This is a genomic window from Streptomyces musisoli, from assembly GCF_016741855.1.
Classification (GTDB): Bacteria; Actinomycetota; Actinomycetes; order Streptomycetales; family Streptomycetaceae; genus Streptomyces; species Streptomyces musisoli.
In genome coordinates, this window is sequence record NZ_JAERRH010000008.1 from 243160 (window position 1) to 264669 (window position 21510).

Annotated in this window: 26 protein-coding genes and 1 tRNA gene; 3 read left to right on the forward strand and 24 right to left on the reverse strand. The window is 69.8% G+C overall.

What is annotated here, in order from left to right; all coding sequences use genetic code 11:
- Positions 1-36: 36 nt before the first annotated feature.
- Positions 37-684 carry a TetR/AcrR family transcriptional regulator gene (locus JK361_RS22460; RefSeq protein ID WP_201821087.1) on the reverse strand — a complete coding sequence of 216 codons (648 nt, stop codon included), beginning with the start codon at positions 682-684 and terminating at the stop codon, positions 37-39.
- 278 nt (positions 685-962) lie between these two features.
- Here JK361_RS22460 and JK361_RS22465 point away from each other — a divergent pair, with 278 nt between their 5' ends.
- The 3 genes from JK361_RS22465 to JK361_RS22475 all read left to right on the forward strand — a co-directional run bounded on the left by JK361_RS22465 (position 963) and on the right by JK361_RS22475 (position 3495).
- Positions 963-2237 (forward strand): M6 family metalloprotease domain-containing protein, encoded by a 1275-nt coding sequence (locus JK361_RS22465; RefSeq protein WP_201821089.1) that lies wholly within the window; start codon positions 963-965, stop codon positions 2235-2237.
- Between the two features lie 406 nt (positions 2238-2643).
- Positions 2644-2716, forward strand: a tRNA-Arg gene (locus JK361_RS22470).
- A 545-nt stretch (positions 2717-3261) separates the two neighbouring features.
- Positions 3262-3495 carry a helix-turn-helix domain-containing protein gene (locus tag JK361_RS22475; RefSeq protein ID WP_236053380.1) on the forward strand — a complete coding sequence of 78 codons (234 nt, stop codon included), beginning with the start codon at positions 3262-3264 and terminating at the stop codon, positions 3493-3495.
- A 41-nt stretch (positions 3496-3536) separates the two neighbouring features.
- Here JK361_RS22475 and JK361_RS42085 read toward each other — a convergent pair whose 3' ends face one another.
- The 23 genes from JK361_RS42085 to JK361_RS22585 form a co-directional block, all read right to left on the reverse strand.
- Complete coding sequence (locus tag JK361_RS42085; protein WP_268983154.1) at positions 3537-3665, reverse strand: hypothetical protein; 129 nt, start codon at positions 3663-3665, stop codon at positions 3537-3539.
- A 19-nt stretch (positions 3666-3684) separates the two neighbouring features.
- The gene (locus JK361_RS22480; protein ID WP_201821355.1) at positions 3685-4140 is read right to left on the reverse strand and encodes a glycine-rich domain-containing protein; all 456 of its coding nucleotides are present in this window, start codon (positions 4138-4140) and stop codon (positions 3685-3687) included.
- 423 nt (positions 4141-4563) lie between these two features.
- A complete protein-coding gene (locus JK361_RS22485) occupies positions 4564-4878 on the reverse strand; it encodes a hypothetical protein (protein ID WP_307787302.1) in 315 nt (104 codons plus the stop codon).
- Between the two features lie 173 nt (positions 4879-5051).
- Positions 5052-6257 (reverse strand): helix-turn-helix domain-containing protein, encoded by a 1206-nt coding sequence (locus JK361_RS22490; protein WP_201821094.1) that lies wholly within the window; start codon positions 6255-6257, stop codon positions 5052-5054.
- A gap of 78 nt (positions 6258-6335) precedes the next feature.
- The gene (locus JK361_RS42090) at positions 6336-7415 is read right to left on the reverse strand and encodes a collagen-like protein (RefSeq protein WP_268983155.1); all 1080 of its coding nucleotides are present in this window, start codon (positions 7413-7415) and stop codon (positions 6336-6338) included.
- 102 nt (positions 7416-7517) lie between these two features.
- Positions 7518-7874: a hypothetical protein gene (locus JK361_RS22500; RefSeq protein WP_307787303.1), complete on the reverse strand. Its 357-nt coding sequence runs from the start codon at positions 7872-7874 to the stop codon at positions 7518-7520.
- A gap of 14 nt (positions 7875-7888) precedes the next feature.
- Positions 7889-8269 (reverse strand): hypothetical protein, encoded by a 381-nt coding sequence (locus JK361_RS22505; RefSeq protein WP_307787304.1) that lies wholly within the window; start codon positions 8267-8269, stop codon positions 7889-7891.
- Positions 8270-8319: 50 nt separating this feature from the next.
- Positions 8320-8508, reverse strand: a complete 189-nt coding sequence (locus JK361_RS22510) for a hypothetical protein (protein WP_201821099.1) — start codon at positions 8506-8508, stop codon at positions 8320-8322.
- Positions 8509-8510: 2 nt separating this feature from the next.
- Positions 8511-9428 carry a peptidoglycan recognition protein family protein gene (locus JK361_RS22515; RefSeq protein ID WP_201821101.1) on the reverse strand — a complete coding sequence of 306 codons (918 nt, stop codon included), beginning with the start codon at positions 9426-9428 and terminating at the stop codon, positions 8511-8513.
- Between the two features lie 12 nt (positions 9429-9440).
- On the reverse strand, positions 9441-9923 hold the full coding sequence (locus JK361_RS22520; protein ID WP_201821103.1) for a hypothetical protein: 483 nt from the start codon (positions 9921-9923) through the stop codon (positions 9441-9443).
- A 1-nt stretch (position 9924) separates the two neighbouring features.
- Positions 9925-11127 (reverse strand): hypothetical protein, encoded by a 1203-nt coding sequence (locus JK361_RS22525; protein ID WP_201821105.1) that lies wholly within the window; start codon positions 11125-11127, stop codon positions 9925-9927.
- Positions 11127-12161, reverse strand: coding sequence for a hypothetical protein (locus JK361_RS22530; RefSeq protein WP_201821107.1), 1035 nt, complete (start codon positions 12159-12161; stop codon positions 11127-11129). Before JK361_RS22530 ends, JK361_RS22525 begins: the two co-directional genes overlap by 1 nt.
- 117 nt (positions 12162-12278) lie before the next feature.
- Entirely contained in the window at positions 12279-13133 is an 855-nt protein-coding gene (locus tag JK361_RS22535; protein WP_201821109.1) for a phage distal tail protein, read from the reverse strand.
- A 3-nt stretch (positions 13134-13136) separates the two neighbouring features.
- Positions 13137-16364 carry a phage tail protein gene (locus JK361_RS22540; protein ID WP_201821111.1) on the reverse strand — a complete coding sequence of 1076 codons (3228 nt, stop codon included), beginning with the start codon at positions 16362-16364 and terminating at the stop codon, positions 13137-13139.
- Between the two features lie 11 nt (positions 16365-16375).
- Positions 16376-16573 (reverse strand): phage tail assembly chaperone, encoded by a 198-nt coding sequence (locus JK361_RS42095; RefSeq protein ID WP_201821359.1) that lies wholly within the window; start codon positions 16571-16573, stop codon positions 16376-16378.
- A complete protein-coding gene (locus JK361_RS22550) occupies positions 16501-17013 on the reverse strand; it encodes a hypothetical protein (protein ID WP_201821113.1) in 513 nt (170 codons plus the stop codon). The genes JK361_RS42095 and JK361_RS22550 overlap by 73 nt, the downstream gene beginning before the upstream one ends.
- A 93-nt stretch (positions 17014-17106) precedes the next feature.
- The gene (locus JK361_RS22555; RefSeq protein WP_201821114.1) at positions 17107-17679 is read right to left on the reverse strand and encodes a major tail protein; all 573 of its coding nucleotides are present in this window, start codon (positions 17677-17679) and stop codon (positions 17107-17109) included.
- Between the two features lie 34 nt (positions 17680-17713).
- Complete coding sequence (locus JK361_RS22560; protein ID WP_201821115.1) at positions 17714-18019, reverse strand: hypothetical protein; 306 nt, start codon at positions 18017-18019, stop codon at positions 17714-17716.
- Positions 18016-18459 carry a hypothetical protein gene (locus tag JK361_RS22565; protein WP_201821116.1) on the reverse strand — a complete coding sequence of 148 codons (444 nt, stop codon included), beginning with the start codon at positions 18457-18459 and terminating at the stop codon, positions 18016-18018. Before JK361_RS22565 ends, JK361_RS22560 begins: the two co-directional genes overlap by 4 nt.
- Positions 18459-18929 (reverse strand): HK97 gp10 family phage protein, encoded by a 471-nt coding sequence (locus JK361_RS22570; RefSeq protein ID WP_236053381.1) that lies wholly within the window; start codon positions 18927-18929, stop codon positions 18459-18461. Before JK361_RS22570 ends, JK361_RS22565 begins: the two co-directional genes overlap by 1 nt.
- Positions 18929-19615 (reverse strand): hypothetical protein, encoded by a 687-nt coding sequence (locus JK361_RS22575; protein ID WP_201821117.1) that lies wholly within the window; start codon positions 19613-19615, stop codon positions 18929-18931. The genes JK361_RS22570 and JK361_RS22575 overlap by 1 nt, the downstream gene beginning before the upstream one ends.
- A gap of 3 nt (positions 19616-19618) precedes the next feature.
- Positions 19619-19915, reverse strand: a complete 297-nt coding sequence (locus JK361_RS22580) for a hypothetical protein (protein WP_201821118.1) — start codon at positions 19913-19915, stop codon at positions 19619-19621.
- Positions 19916-19998: 83 nt separating this feature from the next.
- The gene (locus JK361_RS22585; RefSeq protein ID WP_201821119.1) at positions 19999-21216 is read right to left on the reverse strand and encodes a phage major capsid protein; all 1218 of its coding nucleotides are present in this window, start codon (positions 21214-21216) and stop codon (positions 19999-20001) included.
- Positions 21217-21510 lie beyond the last annotated feature (294 nt).

The following is a 21510-nucleotide window of genomic DNA, read 5'->3' on the forward strand; positions in this document are numbered from 1 at the left end:
GACGGGTGGACCGGGCGCGGGAGCTGAACTAATCGGTCAGGATTCGCGCAGCTCCTTGATGCTGACGGCCTCACCCGGCAGGGCGGAGCGGGCGGGAGCCCGCAGTCCGTCGAGGAACAGCTGCATGTGGCGGTGGATGAAACGGTCGCCGCGGAGGCAGTCCGTGCCGGCCGGGGGCCGGCTCAGCTGGGCCACGACGATCAGCAGATCACCGACGCCGACGTCCGGCCGGAGCTGCCCGGCCGCCTTGGCCCGGCCCATGATCTCCTCGACGAGCCGCTCGATCCGCTCGCGGGAGGCCTCCAGGTCGGGGTGGTGCTGGTCGAAGGTGGTGGACACCATGGGGCACAGCGCGCTGATCCGCTCGTCGGCGGCGGCGTGCACGAAGTGCTCCAGGGCGGCGAAGGCGTCCCCGGTCTCGGCGAGGGCCACTTCGGCCGCCTCGGCCGTGCGGTCCATGACGGAGCAGACGACCTCGCGGACGAGGGCGTCGCGGTCGGGGAAGTTGCGGTACACCGTGGCGTTGCCGACGCCGGCCCGGCGGGCGATCTCGTCGAGCGGCACGTCCGGGCCGTGCTCGACGAACATCTCCCGGGCGGCGGTGACGATCCGCTCCCGGTTGCGCAGGGCGTCGGCGCGAGGCCGGGACACCTTGCGCGCTGCGGGGGCGGTCGTGGCGGGCACGGGTACTCCTTGAGGAGAGGGAGGGCGATCCGGGGAGCCGCTCCCCGTTTCGCTCGGACACAGGGCTAAACGGGGAAAGCGTCCCCGGTTATTTCCCGGCCGCGGGAAGAACATCTGTGACCTGAGACACAATCACCGCGGGCCCGGTTTCACTCCTGCGCCGACCCGCTTTCCCACCATCGGTCTCCTCCAGCGCGCGCCCGACGCCCCGCCGACACAGGGTGAGCGCAAGGGTGCAGCCGGAGACCGGCGGCTGCCGTGGCGCGAAAGGTCCCTGCATGCAGCCGCCGCTCCGCCGCCGCATACGATCGCGCCGGGTGGCCGCCCTCTCCGTGGTGACCGCGCTGACCCTCGCGGTCAGCACCTCGGCGGGGACCGGACACCTGACGGCGCCCACCACCGCCGGGCCCATAGGCCTGGCCCGCTCCTCCGCGCTGGTGCCCTGCATGGTCCACGGCGGCCTGGACGTGCAGATGACCGAGGGCCTGCCCACCCCGCCCGGCTACTCCCGCTCCACGGGCACGGTCCGCGCCCTGACCCTCATGGTCGACTTCCCCGACGCGCCCGGCCAGGGCAAGGCGATGGACCGCTTCCACGAGTTCTTCCCGCAGACCCAGGACTGGTTCCGGACCGCGTCGTACGGCCGTCTCGACTACCGCCCCGAGACCCCCGTCACCGGCTGGCTGCGCATGCCGAAGGGGTTCCGGGAGTACGGCATAGAGCGCGGCGCCCCGTTCGACCCCGGATACCGGGACCTGGTGCAGGACATCGTCGCCGCCGCCGACCCGACGGTGGACTTCCGCAGCTACGACCTGCTCAACGTGCTCGTCACCCCGAACGCCGGGCCCTCCGCCCTGGACACCGTGCTGTCGGTGACCTTCGCCGGCAATGACGACGCCCCGGTCGCCGACGGCGTCCGCATATCCAACGCCTCCTTCGTCTACTCCCGCCAGGACGACGGCTCCGGCTCCTACGACCGCACCGGCTACCGGGTGCTGCCGCACGAGAACGGCCACACCTTCGGCCTGCCCGACCTGTACACGCAGGAGGGCGGGGGCGCGGTCGGGCACTGGGACATCATGAGCGAGGACTGGGGCGCCAACAACGACCTGCTCGGCTGGCACAAGTGGAAGCTGGGCTGGCTGGACGGCGGCCAGGTCGGCTGCGCGGCGGCGCGGGGCAGCGTGGATTACACCCTGTCGCCCCTGTACAAGCCGGGCGGCGGAAAACTGATCCTGATACCGGTCACCGCGCGCACCACCTACGCGCTGGAGGTCCGCGCGCAGGGCGGCAACGACGAGGCCGTGTGCCGCCCGGGCCTCCTCATCTACCGGGTCGACGCCACGGTCGACACCGGCCGCGGCCCGGTCACCGTCTTCGACAGCCACCGCGGCAGCGGCGGCTGCACCCGCAGCCCCAACGTCCACGCGGAACTCTCCGACGCCCCGTTCGCCCCCGGCGAGAGCTTCAAGGACCCACGGCACGGCATCACCGTGCAGGTGGTGAGCACGGACGAGGACGGGAACTACCGGGTCCGAATCACTCGGGCGTGAGGGGCCGGCACACGTGGGCGAGGCTTGAGGGACCGGAACGGCGCGACGCGGGGGAAGTTCGCATCGTGTGAGGTCGGGGGAAGTTCGCATCGCGCGAGGCCGGGGGAAGTTGACCCGCGTCCTGACCGGGCCCACCGGCTCGCCACGGAAACACAGTTCACCGTACGGCTCGGTCTCGGTACGACGGGGAGCTGCGTAGGTGGCGTAGTGGCCCCTCTCCCGTGCCGTGGCAGAGGGCACACACGCCGTTGCCCGGTGATCTCACACTGATGCCGACTCGGGCGACCCGCTACACTGTCTGCGGTGGCTCAGACCTCAGTGGCCTGTCCACCACAATCCTGTCGGCAGCAGACCTGAAGCCCACAGCCATTGCGCCAGGTCCGGACACGCTTCCCGACAGATCCCCGCCTTCGTAGCTCAGGGGATAGAGCACCGCTCTCCTAAAGCGGGTGTCGCAGGTTCGAATCCTGCCGGGGGCACAGACCTAAGGCACAGGTCAGAGTAGGTGAAGGCCCCCCGTTCTGTTCGAACGGGGGGCCTTCCTCGTACCCGGATGCCACATGGATGCCACATCCCCCGGTGATCTTGTTCAGATTCACCCGCCCCGGGCCCTGGACTATGTTCAACAGACACGTAGAGTGTCGGCATCGGGACGGGTTGGCGCGTCTCCCCCACGCGCGCCAGAGACGCGCGTCCCGTGAACCTGTGCGGTGCCCGGCGGGGAGGCCGGCCCGGACAGGCAGAGGGCCCCCGTCGTTCTTGTCGACGGGGGCCCTGCTGTGTCCCAACGTAGACCGCCCCGAGTGCCTTAGCACCCGGGGCGGGACGCCTTTGGCCAAAGCCTTAGCGTCTGACGGCCGAAAGAGGTGGAGACGCGTACGCCTCGCCGGCCGCTCTGATCCGCTCCACCCCCGGCCACCAGGGGCGTAGCGGCGTTTGAGGGATCCCGATCATTAGATTTGCCTGACCAGGCAAAGACAACCGATCGTGATCAATACAACGTTGGCGGGTGCCACTCGACCCCATGCCCGACTGGGTACTGATCCGCCGCCGGGAGATCGGGGCACGCATCCGCACCGCACGCCTACGCGCCCAACTCACGCAAATGCAACTGGCCGAGCGCATCGGCCGGGACCACCGCACAGTGCACCGGTGGGAATACGCGTACCGCTGCCCGGACCTCGAGGATCTGCTGCTGTTAGCCGACGCCTTGAGCGTGCGACCAGAGGACTTCTTTCACGACGACGGCGCAGAGTAGGCCCCGGCCGGCTCGCGCCGACCGGGGCCCGTGAAGAGTCGTCAGCTCTGCGACGGGATGAGGAACATCCGCCGCGGCTGCGGCTCCGGGTCACGCGAGTCCGGCTGCTGCGCGCGTCGCCACGCCGCCACCAGGTCCGCGTATCTCGGGTCGATCCACTCCTCGGACATGGTCACCTCCGTAGCCAGACTACGGAGTCTGAGGAGTTTCCGGCTTCGGCATGGGCCGGATCGTGCACTCGGGCGCGTGCTGGCAGTTCGCCGCGACCGAGACGAGGGTCTCGTCCGACGGCGGCCCCCACAGTTCCGAGTCCGCGGTCCAGCCGAGCGCGGCGATCTTCTCGCGGGTCCGGTCCAGGATCTCGGGGTCGTAGTGCGTCGGGTCCCAGCCGGGGTAGTGGTGCACGAAGGCGCCGCCGAGCCGCTCGCACAACTCGGCGTACATCGCCGTGTGCAGGATCAGCGCGTGCCAGCCCTCGTCCACGATCCGCGACGGCGCCAGACCGACGCCCGGGTTGGCCGAGCAGGCGGCCACGAACTTCAGGCCCTCCTCCACGATCCGGCCGGCCATCTCGCTGTCCATGTTCGGGTTGCCGTCGAGCACCGTCTTGCGGCAGCTCTCGAACCGCTCGTCGGTGATGAGCATCCGCGCGAACACTGTCGGCGGCTTCGGGTCCGCGGGGCCGGGGTCGGGCGTGGGTCCGGGAGGTATGGTCACGATGTTCTCCTTCGCTTCTGGCGGTTGAGGACACGCGCCCGGACCGGGTCTTTGCGGGATGCTGGTCCGGGCGCTCACTGTGCTGGTGCGGGCCCGCCGCCGGTTCGGGGGTACCTCGACGGCGGACCCTGTGGCCGCCCACCCAGCTGCCCCGGGCGGCCGTCCGGCGTCTTGCGGACGCCGGAGTCTGATGTCATGCGCCGCGGGGGCGTGTGGGGTAGGTCTGCTGCGGGAACGGCTGGCAGGGCTGCTGGTGTACATGCACCGTCATGCCCGGGCCCGAGGCGCCGTGATGGTCGACAGGGCGGTACGGCTCACCGCGACGGATCGGCTCATCACAGCGGGCACAGATCATCGGCGGGTGTCCCGCACGAGGCGCACCAGTGCGAGGCCCGTCGGGCACTGCGTGTGGTCGATGATGCACGGCTCGCAGGAACTGGTGTGCTGGTGCAGCGCGCTGAGCGCTCGCCACTCAGCGCACCGCTTACACGCCCGGAGGAAGCAGGTGGTACCGCTACGGTCCTGGTGCTCGCCGAGGTCGATCGCCGTGGTCGCCGTGAGCGGGGTGTGGCGTCCGTCCCAGACGCAGGCCGCGCCTCGGCGCTGCTCGGCGTTCAGGCCGTCCAGGGCGGGCAGGGACAGCAGGTCCATAACGGCGGTCGACACGGCCGGCTCCTCGGGCAGTGGGCGGTGCGGCGCCGCCCGCTGCCTGGCGGGGGTTGGGCGGCGCCGCTTCATGTGACCTCACGCTAAGTGCGTGTGCGATCACAGCCCAGCGACGTAGTGCACCAGTCGCCCCGTCAATTCTCGCCGGACTAGGACGCGTTGCCCTACCCCTCTCACAGCGCGGGGTCGACTCCCAGCCGCGCGGCCAGGCTGCGCAGCGGGGTGTTGCGGCGGCGCTCGGCCTCCAGCATCTCCCGCACCGTCGCCGAGGCCAGAGCCTGAAGCCGAATCCACTCCGGCTGATCCCGCTCCACCTCAAGCAGGGTGGCGAGCGCGGCCTCGCTGTCACCAGTCTGGTACTGCGCCTGCGCCACATCGACGCGATACGACGCTGAGTGCACCGGCCTGGAGATCTCGCTCACCCGAACGTCGTCGGCGAACTCGAGCGCCACCTCTGGCCGGTTGTCCGTCCCGGCCAACGCGATGTTCACCTTCTGAGTGCGCACGTCGACCACGCTGAACGCCGTGCCGTAGGCTCTCACGGGGCCCGAGCGGACCGCGGCAGCCTCGGCCCCGGACAGCAGCTCTATGGCCCGGTCGTGGTCATCGCGGCGCGCGGCCGGCGTCGCCGCGGCCACCAGCAAATTCCCGTACACCGCGAACTGCGCCGGGCTTCCACGCAGGAAACTGGGCTCGAGGGCCTCGGCCTTCCGCACCGCGATGTCCTGCGCCTGCTCCCATCGCCCCTGCCGCAGCAGCACCCACGACAAGGTGGACACGCCCATGCCCTCCATGAGCGGATCACTCGCGCGCGCCGCCGCGGCGAGCTGCTTCTCCACCGCGGTGTACGCCCAGTCCGGGTGGCCGGCCTGCGTCGCGAGGCATGCGGCCAGCTGGTAGGCGAGGGCGAGCTGCTGCCACACGCGCTCGGTCGGGGTCTCGCGGGCGACCGCTCGGCCGTCGCGGAGGAGGAGCGGCAGAATCCCTGACAGCTCCGAATACTCGCCACGCCAATACCGTGTTGTGGCCACCTTCACGCTGCTGACCCACGCGTGTTCGCTCGGCACGTCCTCCAGGTCATCATCGACCGGGACGCCGGGCAGGGCGCCGAGATCCTGGATTGCGTCGCGGAGCGCGAGGAGCCCGCCGTCATCGGTGAGTTGCTGGGTCATGGTGGGCTGTCCTACCAGACGCTCCAGCTGCACATCGAGGGCGCGGGCGAGCGCTCGCAGGGTGGTGATACGAGCGGACTGCCGCTGCCCCTGTTCGAGCTTTCGGATGGTGTCGACGTGGACGCCGGCCCGGGCGGCGAGCTGCTCTTGGGTGAGGTCGCGGAATTCACGCAGGCTGCGGATGCGGTCGCCGATCGTGGTGTTCATCAGTACCCCCGCCAGAAGGTATGTAGGTGTCCACCGTACTGCGGTGGACACCTGGCGGGATCGGCTGTGCGGGATGCCTTACGCGGTCGTGCTGTCGGTGATCAGGCCGAGCGTGGCCAGTGCGCTGATCAGCGAGCCGAGCGCCGCGTTGCCCCCGCGGGACCCGGTGACGGTCGGCTTAGCCACGGCCGCCGCGCCGTAGAACCCGAGCGTGGTGCCGAGGTGCCGGAACATGAGGCTGACGATAAGGGCGTCGTCAGTCGTCCACTGGTCGGCCGCGGACCGGCGGAGGTTCACGTCCCGCCCGGCGCTGCCCGGGCCAGCCTCGATCGTGCCGTTGGCGAGAATCCGCCAGCGATCGAACGCGTCGCCGCTTACGCCGCCCGCGAACGCTGGCGTGCTGGCCGCGCCCACATTGTTTGTCACGGTCCCCGACAGGGTGCCGCCGGTCAGCAGCAGGTACCGCAGATCGGCGAGCGCCTGTGTAAGCGCGCCAATCGCCGCCGGGGTGACCGGGTCCCCGCCGCCCGCGGCGTGGCTCGCCGCGTGCGCGGTCGGTGTGCGCGCGTTCGTGGTGCTGGGGTCATCGCTGCGCAGGGCGATCGTCGCACCTGCACCGGCCGCGCCGAGCGGCGGCTGTGGACCAGTCGCGCCCGTGTCGCCCTTGGGTCCCTGCGGTCCGACGTCACCCTGCGGGCCGGTCGCTCCGGTCGCTCCGGTGTCTCCCTTCGGGCCGGCCGGACCGGTTGCACCCGTCGCACCCGCCGGCCCCTGCTCGCCGGCCGGCCCTGCCACACCCGGGTTCCCGGGGTCACCCTTCGGGCCGGCGGGCCCCGGCGCGCCCGGCGCACCCTGCGGCCCGGCCGGTCCCGGCTCGCCCTGCGGCCCGGGCGGCCCCTGCACGAGGACGTACTCGCCCTCGTCCGCACCGGCCGGAGTCAGCTCGGAAATGTCGACACTGCCAAGCGCATACGGGAGTGAGACATGGACGGCGTCGCCACCCGTCTCGACGCGGTACGTCCACCCCGTCGGCGTGAAACCGGCGGCGTCCGTCGCCACAAGGGTGACAGTCCACTGACCAGCGTTGTCGGGCCGGACGACGACCGGGTCATCACCGACGACGACGCCCCACTCCTCACCGACGACGCGATGCGGCACCGGCCGAATCCGTACCGGCAGCGGGCGGCCGGCTCCGTCGGCGAGGGTCTGGTGTCCGGTGAGGGTGACGGTCTGCACCCCGGCAGGGAACGGCATGGGGGGTCACACTCCAGTTCGGTTGTACTCGTCCACACGCGTGGGCGGTGCCGGGGGCTCGATCCGGTTCTGCCGCATCTGCCCCGTCAGCTCGGACACGTACCAGCTGAACGCGCGCACCAACGAGGTCAAGCTGTCGATGCGCCGGTCCTGCTGCTCGATTCGCCGCTCCAGCCCCACCCTGATTTCCTTGAACGCGGCGAGGTCTGCGGCACGCTGCTGCGGCTCGGCCGCCGCATCGGCCGCGGCGCGCTGTGCCTCGGCGGTGGTCGCCGCAGCGGCGCGGGTGGCGCGGGCTGCGAACAGGCCCGAGCCGAGCAGGGCGATGGCACCGAGTAGCGAGCCGATGATCCCGGCTGCCACGCCCCATCCTCCGGTCACGGTTTCTCCCGGGGTGTGTAGTGCGGCACGGCGTACTCCGGCACGCTCGCAGCCCACAGAATGAGCCCGATGTGGCTACAGCCATACCATCCGAAGATTGCCAAGCCGCGTGGAAAATCCCCCATAACAGACGCCCACAGGAATGCGCCGCCCCACACGAACGGCGGGACCAGAGCGGCGATGAAACCCCACCGGTCCCGGCCGATCCGCATCAGACCCGAACTGGCCGTGATGGCACCGCAGACCACCCACACCATGGCCCAACAGCGGATGTCCCCATGGGTGGTGAGTAGCTCCAGGCCCCTCACCTCGGGTTGCGGTGTCAGCAGGTAGCCCGCCCCGTAACACACCTTGCCGGTGCCGAGCAGAGCGAGCACGGCACCGCGGCGACCCAGCCTCTTTCGGAGCCGCCGGGCCGCCGCGCGCATCAGACCCCCGCCCCCGGCCCCGGCCGGTTGGGTACGGCGTAGGTGATGCCCCACGCGCCGAGCACGGCGAGCGCGATGGTGACGCCCTCCCCCGTGGTCACCACGTTGTCCTGCACGGCCGCCACCGCGGTGGCGGCACCAGCGGACAGCCCCGCAACGATCGCCTTGGCGATGCTGGAGATGCGCATGATCAGGTTCCCTTCGTCATGGCCGCACGCAGTTGCGCGACCTCGGCTCGCAGCGCCCTGACCTCGGTGAGCAGCGCGCCAGTGGTCTCGGCGGCGCGGCGGGCGTAGGCGTAGCCGCCGCCGAGCGCCGTGTTGATGGTGATCTGCTTGTCCGCCAGACCCTTGTCATCCGGCCACGCCTTGGGGACCCAATCCCCCAGCAGCACCCTGTCGTTGAGATCCATACCGGTTTCCTCCTGCTTCGGCGGTGAGGTGGTGGAGCCGGGGCTCCAGGACGCGGGGTGTGTCAGCCGCTCGGCGACGTCCGCGCGGAACTGCGCTGGCGTGAACTCGAACCGGCCCCTATCGCCGTAGCCCTCCACCGGGCCGCGCGGGTCGATCTTCCCCTCGATGGACGTCTCCTTGTGACAGCCCACCGAGGCCGCGGACCAGCCGTGATGACGGCACACAGCCGCATTGATCCGCACCCACGCGTCGTACTGCTCGCGCGGGTACACGTCCGTCCCATCCCCGCGGTTCTCGGTCTCAATGCCGTAGGCGACATCGTTCCCGTCGACCGTGCCGGACGCTGCGCTCGGCGCCGGATGACTCGACTCCTCGTTCAGGAACGAGTTGTAGGCGTTGACCGCCATCAGGCCCGCGTGGTTCGCGCGGCCCGCGCTGCACATCGTCGCCACCCCGGACCGGGCGAGGTAGACGTGAGCGAGCGGCGCGGGAAGGCCCGGGACACCGTCCCGCGCCACCACGTCCCGGGCGTCCCGGCCGCCGGTGTGATGGTTGACGAACATGTGCACCGGGCCGAAAGGCTTGCCGGTCTCGTCGTCCCGCTGCCGGGTACGCCAACCCGGGTACTCGGCGACGGTGACGCCCTCGGCGCGGAGGATGGTCAGCCACTGATCGTGGGTGAGGGGCGGGGCCATGGGGTTGTCCTTTCAGATGAGCCGGGCGTAACGGGGCGAGCAGCCGATAGCGCCACCGGCGCCGTACTTCCCGCCCGTCGTGGCGCCCGAGGTGCGCTGCACCTGCACCTGCGTCTTCAGCTGCGCGGCGGTCAGGTACGGGGTGAGGTCGAGAGTGAGAGCGGGGAATGTGAAGCTGAAGGTGGGCGGGACGCTGCCGCTCGCGACCACCGTCGAGTCGTTGAACACCACCTGCCAGGCGCCGCCCGTGTTCGTCGTGCCGACCACATCGCCGAGGAGAACAAGGCCGAGGGACAGCGTGGCCGTGCGCGGGCTGAGCACGGTCTCCCACACGGTGGTGAACGTGGTGTTGTCCTCGTACACGAGTCCGTGCAGGCTGGTCGGGAAGAACGGCAGTTCGGCCTGCTCCCGTCCCGCGCGCTGCATCGCGGCCACGGCATCGCGCAACTCGGCGATGTCCCGCAGCAGGTTCGGTGAGCGCTGGACCTTGGGCACGTCACACCCCCACGCACGTGAGTCGGACGCGCTCGGGCCCGTCCGACGCCGTGTTCTCAATGGCCACGATCCGCAGCACTGCCTCGCGGCCGGTCGGCGACTGCGGCTCGGGCTCGATCGTGAAGAGCGCCTCATCACCGACCGAGTACGAGCCGAACGCCGGATCCACGTCCGCGGCCACCTCGAAACTGGGCTGACCCTGCTCGCCGCGCGTGTTCAGTTCGGCGTTCGTCATGCCCTGGACCTGGGCCTCATCAACGATGCCGTCGAACGCGGCCACGCCCTCCAGCAGCGGCCACCCGGCATCGAGCATGGCCTGAGAGCGGGCCGTCTTCACGACGCGGGCCTCCCCGCTGCCGGCGCCCAACCCGCTCATCTCCGTCACGATGGACGTGCCGTCCTCGGGCCAGCTGTAGTCGATGATCGAGCCGGCTCCGCCACCCTTGCTGAACACCAGGCCGCTCTCGGCGACGGTCCGGCCGCGGCGCGGGAACCAGGTGCGGGCCTGCCGGAATCTGCGTGGCGGCACGTTGTTCGCGGCCGGGGTCCAGCCCACCTCAATTGCGAAATCGAACCCATCGTCTGAGGCGGAGAGATCAGCGATCGCCTTGTAGATCTCCGGCCGCTCGTATCCGAAGTAGGCCGCGGTGCGGGTGATGCCGTGCGGGGTGCCAGTCAGCGGGTTGAGGTCCACGCCGATGTCACCGCCGGACTGCATCGCGGCGTACTTCAGCAGCGACCACATGACGAACTTCTGGTCGGAGTAGAGCCGCTGCCCACCCGCGTCCACGTACGCCGAGTTGGTCAGCAGGCTCGTGTCCGTGGCCAGTGTCTTCTTGACGTAGCGGTGCTGGTAGTAGGACAGGAACTCGCTGGCTTGGATCTGCTTGCCGCCCGTTGCTCGGTCGCGGGTCCACACGATGCCGCCCCACACCAGCACCCCGTCACGGTCGACGTACACCGCGGTCCGGCCCGGCGCGCTTGCGGTCTCCGGGTCAAGCGGCAGCGTCTCGGCGGTGTACGGGATAGTGCCGCGCAAGGTGCCAATCGAGTTCAACTCGACGCTGTACGACACGTCGGCGAGTGGCAGCTCGGCGAGGAGCGTGTCCGTACGCAGGTCGCAGAACAGGTAGGTGTACGTGTGCTGCGGCTGCGGCGCGGCGCCCGGCGTGGTGGCGAGGAGCGCGAGCATGTCGGCCGTCATCACGCCACCCGGACCGCGCGAATCCACGAGTACTTCTTCAGCACCGTGGATGACCCGGACGTGGTGGCCTGCGCCCAGTCCACCGTCAAGTTCCCGGCTGTACCGCCTACTTCCAGCATCCCGGCCAACTGGAGTCCGTAGACGGTGGAGGTAGTCGGGATGCCATATGAGCGGTTGCCGCCGTTGATAGTGGTGGCCGTGAGTCGGGCGACGTCGGAGTCACTCGTCGCTGTGTTCGGGTTACCGATCAGGGACCAGAATCCGTCACTGCTCGCCGGCCCGTTGAGACCGCACTGAAAGTCCGGCACAGTGCTGGCCGAGGTGATGTAGAACACGCCCACCAGCTCATAGATCGCGCCCGCTGCCACCGGCAGAACGAGATGGGGATCCGACGCCACCGAGGTCGTGTTGGCCCGGGGCGTATCACCGGTCTTCCGCGCCCGCAGCGACGCGTCCAGCAGCGTGGCCGTGGTGCCGTCCGTCTTGCCGTACACCCACGTGTCCGTGTCCATCCGGTACCGCAGCTGGCCCGGGTGCGGGCGGGCCAAGTCGGCGCTGGAGGACACCGGCACGATTCCGCCCGAGCCCACAGTGAACTGGCGGACGTCGGTGATGTTCGCCGCGGACACGCTCGTCTGTGACGGGCCGAGCGCGATGTCTGCCAGGATCTGCGCGTTGGGCGGCAGCGTCCCGCGCACGGTCGCGCCCGCGCTCGCCGCGTACGGGCCCTGGATCACCTCCAGCCGCCACTCGTTGGCCGAGCCCGCATACTCGGCGTCGTACACCGAGGCGACGACGGTGTCCTTCCGGTACTGGCCGGCGCCGCCCGCTGGTTGCACGGTCAGTGTCACGTCGGCGTCGTTGGCGCAGACGTATGCGCCCTGCCCCCCGGTGTCGTGCTGGTCGATGTAGCAGATACCGCCCGACACGATGACGGTCATGTTCGGGGTGGCCGCCGGCCTGACTTTCAACTGCTGGTTCTGATAGCTGGGCTTGACGCCCTGCCGGATGCGGACCGGGAACGCCTCATCCACCAGGAATCCCGGGTAGCTGAGCAGCCCGGACAGGACGAGCCGGTCGTTCCTGGCCGGGTAGCTACCGGCCTGCATCCACGACGGGGGGTTGATCACAGCCACGGTGGATCTCCTCTCTCACAGGCTGGTATCGCGCCAAGTGACGGTCAGTAGGGACGTCTGTCCGGGGGCGCCCGGCAGCGCGCTCCCGCGGTAGGCCAACTCGTTGATGCCGGGCTGAAGGAGCGGCCACATCGAGCCCGCCCGCACCCACGTCCGGCGAGGGCTGGACCCCATCAGCAGCACCGCCCGGGACCGGGTATCGATCAGCAGGTACTCGCCGGCCTGGAGGGTGGCGTCGAGGGTCAGGATGGATCCGGTGGTGACCTGCTCCACCGACGGCTGCGCCACCGGCCCGTCAAGGCGCAACACCGGAAACGCTGCGCTGGCCCCGTCGTTGACGGCTGTGAGCCGGCCAGACGTGCCCGCGCTGCCGTACGACCGCGGGTAGGTGAGCGGGTACGTGCGGCCCGCCGACGGGCTATAGGCGGTCGTGCTCGCCGACTTCTCGTCCAGGCCGTACACGTACGGGTCGGCGCAGTACCACTCGATCGCGGCGTCACCGATCGACCACAGGTACTCGGCGTCGTACGGAATGCTGCGTTTGCGGACCTTCCCCCACACGAGCATGTCCTGATCGAGGAACTGCAACGGCGCCGGTTGGGCCTGCGGCTGTGTGGCCGCGCGCAGGGCGAGGCTCAAGTCCCGCAGCGCGTCCGGGCTGTCCGTGTGCATGCCCAGCTTCATCGTGATCGTGCGGGGCCCGGTCCAGTCCGGGCCGCTGTAGTCGCCGTGCTGCCCGGGGCGCTCCACATCCTGAGAGCGGATATCGGGCAGGTCGTCCAGGCCGTCCAGCGCGGTCACCGCGTACGGCGTGCCGGGGCCGAACGTGAGGCCCTGCCACTGCACGTTGCCGAGGCGCTGCTGTGCCACCGCTCATCCCCTCCCCACGAGGGCCTGCCACGACAGGGCGCGCAGGATCCCGTCCGGCGTGGCGTCGCCGCCGTACAGGTGGAAGTGGTTCGTCTGGTCACCGCCGCCGCCGGGGCCGCCGTACACCGCGGCGAGTTGGCCCCCGGTCGGTGTCGCGGACAGGGCCGCGCCCACACCGCCGGCCGCGTTCAGGGCGCGCGACGCTACATCGGTGACGGCGCCGACGACGCGGTGTGCGGTGGCGAGGACACCGCCGCGCAGCCCTTCCATGTCCATCACGCCGAGTTCGTGGAACGCGCGGCTCGGGCTGTGTGTCTTGTGCTTCTTCTTGACCGCCTTCAGCATTCGCTCGGCGATCGACTCCATGATCTGCTCGATGCGTTTCTGCTGAGATTTCAGTCCGTTGACCAGGCCCTGGGCCGCTTTGATGCCCGCTCCGTACAGGGCATCGCCCACCGTCTTGCCGGTGTCCGTCGCGCTCTTGTTCAGCTTCCCCTGAAGATCGTTGATCTTCTTCAGTTCTGCGGGCGTCGCCTTGGCGAGCGCCTCGGCCGTGGCTGCGCCACCCTCTACCCCCGCGTCCGCGATCTGCTGGAGCAGGTCCGAACGCAGGCCCATCTTTTTCAGCCGGGAAATATTCGCCTGGAATCGCTGCGTGGCTTTGAGGGACTGCTGCAGTTCAACCGTGATGGCCTTCACCGAGTTGACATCGGAGTGCCCGGTGGTGATGTTCGCCTCACGGAGGATCCCGGCGCGGATATCGGAAGCGGCTTTGTTGCGGGCTTTGGTCAGATCGGAAAGCCGCTTTTCGGCCGCGGCGAGTTTCTTAACCACCTTGTCCCGGGAGGTGACAAGCCGCTCCAGTTCCCGAGTGGAGTGGGCGAGCGTCTTCCCGATACCGCTCCGAACATTTGCGGGTAGAGCCTTGGTGATTGAGGCCAGCTTCGCCCGCAGTTGAGCAGTGGTGCCGTCGATTCCCCTGATGAAACCGAGGATGAGCAGACGACCGGCCGGGGTGAGGATCTTGGCGTCCTTCTGCTTCGGACCCTTCCAGTTCGGAAGGCTATTGGTCAGCGCGCCAAGGACTCCCTGCACGCTGGGAATCGCGGAGCGGATACCGTCAATGAACCCCTGGACCAGGCTAACGCCAGCGTTGACCAGTACGCCGCGCATGCTGCCCACTGCGCTAGCGGCACGCGACGGGAGACTCCGCACGGTGGAGACTGCCTGATCGATCATGTCCTGAATCGTGCGTACGGTCCAGTTCTTGGCGTCACCGATGCCTGAGATCATGACAGACACGAACTGCGCCACATATCCGGAGATACGCGACGGGAGACTCCGGAACGCGTTGACGTGAAAGTCAATCATCTTCTGAATAAGGACCCGGGAGGTCTCACTCGCCGATGCGAAATCACCTCGCAGGAGATCAGCGACAACCGAAATAGCCGGAGCGACTACCTTAACCAGGAAATCCGCCAGGCCCTTAAAAGCGGGCGTCAGAAGCTTCGTTAGCCCCTCGGCCACAATCGCGACGATCGGCGAGAGAGCGGCGATCAGATCGCTCACGGCTTGCAGCAGCGGGACCAGCGCGGGCAGCAGCGCCGCAATCAGTTGGCCGATCAGATCGAGCAGCGGTAGCGCAGCGATGATCACTTGTCCGACGACCCCGGCCAGTTCCACCAGCACCGGGCCGAGCTGCTCAAGGATCGGCTGCAATGCCTCGCCGAGCGCGATGATCAGTTCCTGCACCGGCGGGCCGAGTTCGGCGAGGACGGGAGCGATCAGCCCGAGGGCCTCACCGAGCAACGGCGCCGCCGTCGTCGCGAGCGTCGACATGGTCTCGAACAGGGCCTGTAGCCCCTCCTGCACCTCGGGTGTCGCGAACGCTTCCGCAAGGGCCCCGGTGATCTGTTGGAGGGTGCCGATCAGTCCGCCGCCGGACGTCTGCGCCGCCGAGAACACGGACCCCACGATCGAGAACACGTTGCCGGCGACGTCCGCGAGTTGGCCGAGGAGATCGATCGCGTCCTCGATCGCGTCTTCCATCGCGCCGGATTCGAACGCCTTGCCCAGCCGGTCACCGATCTTCTTCGCGAGGCCGTCCGCGCCCTTGGTCAGCCGCTCGAAGCTGGGGCCGGCCGCGGCGCCGATCTGGCCGAGCGCCGTGACGACCACCTTCGGAATGCCTGCGAGGTTGTGCAGACCCTTACTCGCTGAGCCCAACGCCCGCCCCAACGTGCCGGAGTCCGCGAGATCCTTGCCGGCCTCCAGGGCGCCCTTGGCCATCTCGTTGAGCGCGCCGCCCGCCGACTTGAGGTTCGTCCGCAGGACCGGCAGGACGCTCGTCCCGGTGCGCTTCAGCTGATCGCCCAGCCCCTTGAACACCTCGTCCTGCACGTCCTGCTGTAGCTGATGCAGCGCGGGCGCCGCGTCGTGGACGGCGGCCGCGAACTTCCTCGCTTCCGGGCTGAGCTTCTTCAGCGCCTCGGCGTAGTCCTCCGCCTTGGACGGATCGAGCGCGGCCGACAGGGCGTCGTCCATACCGACGGCCGCCAGCTTCACCGCGCCCGAGGCCAGCTGCACCGCGGCCATGCCGGTGACCGCGACACCGGCCGCAGGGGCGACGTTCGCCAGCGTGGTGACGACGCTCGCGGCGGCCGGCACGATCGCGCCGAGCCCGGCCGCCGTACGGCCCAGGGACGCGCCGAGCCCGCCGAGGCTGCCAAGCGCGCCGCCAAGCCTGCCCAGCAGACCGTGAACGCGGCCGAGGCGGTCCTCGTCCACGTTGACGTTGATGTCCACGTCCGTGCCGTCCACGCGGCGCGCGGCGGCGAGGAGACTGTCCAGCTGCGCCGCAGCTTGCCGGGTCGTGGCCCGTACGTTGATGTCCGGGTGCTGGTCGGACAGGCGCTGGATGTGCGGCTGGAGTTCGTTGACCCGGCGCAGCGCCTCCTCGATGGAGATGTCCACGCCGATGCGCTGGTTGGACAGCTCGGCCATCTCGCGGCGCACCCGAGCCAAGTCCCGGTCCAGGTCGCTGCTGTTGCCGTCGATCTGAATTGCGGGCAGGCGCGACGTGAGGTCGCGTAGCTCACGCTGGATGCCTGCGCCGAGCGCAGCGCCCATGCTGGAGCCCTGCCGGCTCGCGTCCGCGATGGCGCCGCTGATGCCGTCGAGGTTGACCGCCAACCGGCTGACGAGGTTCGGCAGGTCGATGTCGTCGGCCACGGGTCACCTCCTCACGCTCGGGTCATGCGGGCCATCTCCAGCAGGCCGGGGCCGGACTGGGTGGACTGGGGACGGGTGCCGCCGGTCTGGTGGGCGGCTTGGTGTTCGTCGGCCAGCGCGAGTAGCTGGCCGAGCGTCATGTCCCAGAAGTCACCGGGCGGAATCTGGAGGGCACCGACGGCGAGGTAGTAGAGCTGAGACCAGGGGATACCGTCTCCACCGCCGCCCCCTCCGGGGCGTCGTCGTTTCCCCCCAGGCCCTCCAGCGCCTTCGAGAACGCGCTGTTGAAAGCGCCGACATAGTCGTGCAGCTTGGACGGCAGCAGCAGGTCCGCGAGGTCCGCGCCGTCCGTGCGGCGCCGGAAGGTGACGTCACCGGTGATGCGGCGCTCGCCCTTGGCGTCCTGGTGCTCGCGGTAGTGCGGCTCGAATCCGCCGGGCCCGAGGCACCCGGAGCCCACAAGCTGGATGATCGGGCCGAACGCGGCCCCGTGGCCGGTGGTGTCGATGGCGCCCTGTACGGCGTTGATCGAGCCGTAGCGCTGCTCGAGGAGCGCGATGGCCCTCATGGAGTAGCGGAGGGTGATCTCAGTGCCGTCGGACAGCGGGATGGTGCCGCCGTCGCCGAGCAGGTCCATTCCTGCGGTCATGGTGGTGTGTCCCTCGGTGAGTGCCGGGTTTCGGCCTGCGGATGGGGCGGGGCCGGGCCGGGCGCGATGAGCGAGGACGCGCCCGACCCGGGGTCAGGAAGCGGGGATGGGGGTGCGGGTCTCGTTCAGGACGACGCTGATCCAGTCGCCGGACGACTGGAGCGGGTCCGCGTCCGCGGTGAAGGACGCGATGCGGTAGTCCTCTTCGGCGAACCCGAGGTCGGGGAACGCGCTGAGGGTGAGCTTGTGGAGGATCACGTGCGCGTCACCGCCGACGATGTCCGTACCTCCCGGCGGAGTGATGCCCTCCAGCTTGAACGGCGGCAGGTTCGCGTCGTCGCTGTTGAGGTCCCACCGGGTGACCTGACTCGGTGTGGTGCCCGAGTCGGTGACCGCGCCACCGATGATCGCAGCGAGGACGTCCAGCGACATCTTGGCGTGCGACACGCTGACCTGAATGTTCGTGATCGTGGAGTTCGACGCCAACTTGATGTTGTCGCCGCGCAGGGCCTTGACCTCCACGTCGCCGCTGACCTCGAAGGTCTTGATGCCGGGCACGTCGATGGGGGTGCTGTACGTCGGGGATCCGCCGAACGGGTCGGCAGTCAGAACGCTGATCTTGGCGTCCTGAATTCCGTACATGCGGGTGAAGCGCTGGAGCGGCATGACGTGTGTGTCCTTCCTGGTGCCGGGGTTCGGCTCATCCCTCGGGCGGAGTGTCCGGGGCGGGGTCGGGATCGGGGACGGTGCCGAGCACCGAGCCGGGCAGCAGCGCGGCAAGCGCCTCATCGGGGGTGCCGGCGTCCTGCCGGTAGACGGTGGAGTCGACCACCCACCACGACGTGCCGGGACGGCCCTCGACGGGGTAGACGGTGGCGGCGCCGTCGGTCAGGCCCGAGTCGGGCGGGACGGTCAGGCACGGAGCACCGGGGACCGGCGGCCAGCAGCGGCCGAGGTAGCTGACCACGTCGTCGTGCGCGAGCGGGGTGTAGACGGGAGGGTTCACGTCGGGGTCACCTCTTGGGTGAGCAGGGCGCGGCGCACGGTCACGGTGATGGAGTGGCGCACTCGGTTGTCGGTGATGGGGATGCGGTCGATGTCCTGCACGCGGACAGCGGTCACGTGGGCCGGGTGCGCGGGGAGGGTGCAGCCGTGCAGTGCGGCGGCGATGGCCTCGGCCAGCCCGTACCGCTCGGTGACTCGCGTGCTGCGGGCGCCGGTCTTCACCCGGGCCAGCTGCACGAGGTCGACTGTGAGGGTCTCGGTGATCTGCGGGTCCTCGCCCGCGTCCCCGGCCGCGCGCAGGTCGACGGCCGCGGGCATGCCCTCCTGCACGACGATGTACGGCTCGGCCTGCCCCTCGCGCGGGCCGTCACGGAACACCGGTACCCCGAACGCGAGGGACTCCAGCCGGGCCTTGATCGCACCCGCAGTGCTCGCAGCCATCAGCGCCGCCCGATCTGCGAGGCGTGCGCCCGCCAAAAGATCTCGGTCATGGCGATGGCCGGCCGCAGGAACGGCCGCGCAGCGGTGCCGGGATGGTTCACCTTGGCGACCGGGTGCGCGGCGCCCGGCCAGTACAGGGCCTGCTTGTACTTAGGCTTGATGACGTGCGGGGCGGTGCCGTACTCCACGGCCGCCGCATAGTTCACGTTCGTACCGATGACGTAGCCGAGGGACCGGCCGCCACCCTCGGCGCGCGACACGATCGAGGACCGCAGCCGGCCAGTATCGACCGGGGCCCGGCGGCGCGCCTCGTTCTGCACGTCGATCCGGGTCCGTTCCACAGCGCGGGCGACGTCGTCCGACATGCGGCCGAACCACCGGCGGAGACCGCGCTCGTACGCGCGGGTGTTGATCGTGGTCCGGGCCTCGGCCCGCATCCCCACAGAGACGCTGCGGCGTACACGCACCATCAGACTCCCCCGATCAGCGACGGGCCGCGGTTCAGGTAACCCGCCAACAGGGCGTCGACCTGCGTCGATCCGGTCGACGCCGACGGAGAGACATGCGTCTCCGGCGACGCCCCCTCGGTGTCCTCGATGGCTACGTTGTTGCCCTCGTCGTCCACCGTGAGCGTCGGATCCTGCGCGACGTCTGCGTCCGAGGGCTGAGCCTGCGCCTGGAGATGAGCGGCCAGCAGCGCGCACGCCTGCTGCACCAGCAGCGGCGCCGACGCGTACCCGAAGACGCCGACCACCTTGACCTGCTCGGCACCCCACCGCTCCCACAGCCCGAGCCATCCCCCGTTGTACGACTCGGCCCCTACCACCAAGTCGTCGTATCCACCCCATGCGAGGTGCACGGCGTCGACCTGTCCGAGCACGTCAGACGAGGTGACACGCCAGGCAGACGACGGGATCGACGGGCCGTCGTCTGCCTGGAGCACGGGCATGACCGCGGTGATTTGGCGAACGCGGCGCGGAAGGATGACCAGTCCATCCGCGCCGACGTCCGCCACCACCACCAGGTCAGTTGGCTCAAATACCTGTTGGGTGTACGCGTCGATCCGCTCCCGGGCAGCAGCGATCCACGCGGCTACCTCGGCGTCCGTGCCGGTGCAGCCCGCGTCTCGCGCGGCATCGAGGGAGCAGTACGCCATGGGTCAGCCCTGCTCGCCCTCGGCGGTCTCGGACTGTTCGGCGTCGTCCAGCTCGCGACGCACGCCCTCGGTGATCGTGGCGCCCTTGGCCACGATCTGCCGGGCGTAGCCACCGGGGTGCTTGTGGACGACCGGGCCGGTGGGCTCGCCGGTGCCGGCCGCGTCGAGCGCGCGGAAAGCGTCGGACGGCGCGGTCTGGCCGACCTGCCATCCTTCGCCCGCGGCGTACTCCTGCGTGCGGATGGTGGCGGCCGGCTGCTCGGGGGTCTCGTCGGGGGTCTTGCTGCCACGCGTGGCCATGAGATGGCTCCTCAGACTGAGAGGGGTGTCAGGGGTGGGGTGGGCGCGGCCGGGAACGGGGTCGGCCGCGCCCTGACTGGGGGTTACGGCGCGGCAGCGAACGTGATCTTCACGAACGCGGCCGGGGTGTGCACGGCCACATTCGCGCGGCGCTCGGCCAAGATCACCAAGGTGTTCGCGGTGAAGTAGTCCGCGTGCGAGTCGGTCATGAGGATCGTGATCCCCTGCCGCTCCCACAGGGTGGCGCCGGTCCGGAACCCGCCGAGGAGCGCCGTCCCCGCAGTCATGGCGACGGTGGTGACGACGACCAAACCCCACAGCCGCATCGGCGCGCCCGGGTCGGTCACGTTCGCGATCACGCGGAACTGGCCGTTGGCGTCCTCGTCCAGCTCGATGTCCTGCCAGTCCATCGGGTTCATGACCACGGCGGTCGGCGGGTACAGCGCGAGTTCGCCCTGCGTCTTCGCCTTTCGCACGGTGATCAGCTTGGGGTCCGTCGAGCCGCTGCCCGGCTGGTACGTGCCGATGCCGGGCGTGGTAAGGATGCCCTGCATTTCGGTGCTGCCGTTGCCGGTGAGGATCTCCCGGTCGAGCTTGTACTCCAGCCCGTACGTCAGCCGCCCGTTGATGTAGCCCATCAGCTGGGCGTTGTCGTCCGCAGCCTGCCTCGTGATCGGCACCCAGTGAGCCACAGTCTTCAGCGTGGTCGTGATCAGGTCGAACGAGAACGGCCCCGACTTGGGCTTGTCCCCGCCCTCGGCCACCACCGCAGCCTTGTTCCACGTGGACTGGGGACCAGAAGTGTCCCGCATGTACTCCAGCGTGGTGCCGTCCGACGTCTGCCGGTCCAGCAGATTCGCCACCAGCAGCGGCAGGTCCGGGGTCTGCGGGATGACCCCCGGAACCCGGGTGTTCTGCTGCGGCTGCGTGCCGGTCGTGACAGTGCCGGCGGGGGCGGCACGGTACTCCACCGCGAACTTTCCCTGCTTGCCGTTCGCGCGGAATGCCTCCAGCGCCTTGGAGCGGACGAACGCCTCGGCCGCCGACACCGGGTCGGGGTTGCCACGGTCGTCCGGCTGCATGCCGGGCTGCACGCGGGTGTCCGGGTCCGGGTCGCCGGCCGGCAGCTGCGCGGCCTTGAGCGCGCGGAGCCGGGCGTCGCGCTGGTTGGCCTGCTCGATCTGCGCGGTGATCTGGTCGGCGCGCTGGAGCAGCTCGGCTACGTCGCCGTCGTAGTTGGGGTCCTGGAGCAGCCGCACCAGTTCGTCGCGCTGCTCCGTGAGGGTCGGTGCCGTGGGCATCGGTTCCTCCTCGGTCCGTGGACGGCTCACAGCCGCCCATGCGTGATGGGTTGCTGCGTCCGTCTGTCACGGCCGGTGGATCGCGCCCGGCGTGCACTGGGCTTTCACGTCCGGTCAGTGCGGCCCGGATGGGTGGAGGGTAGATCGACTGACCGCGCGCGCGTGGGTGGGGTCTGCAATCCGCGCGCGCAACGGGCGTCTACCGGCGTCGTCGGCCGCGGAAGCCGCGCCCACTGTGATGCTGCGGCAGCGTCCGGTACGGCTGCGATGCCTGATTGCGGTGCGCCCACTTCC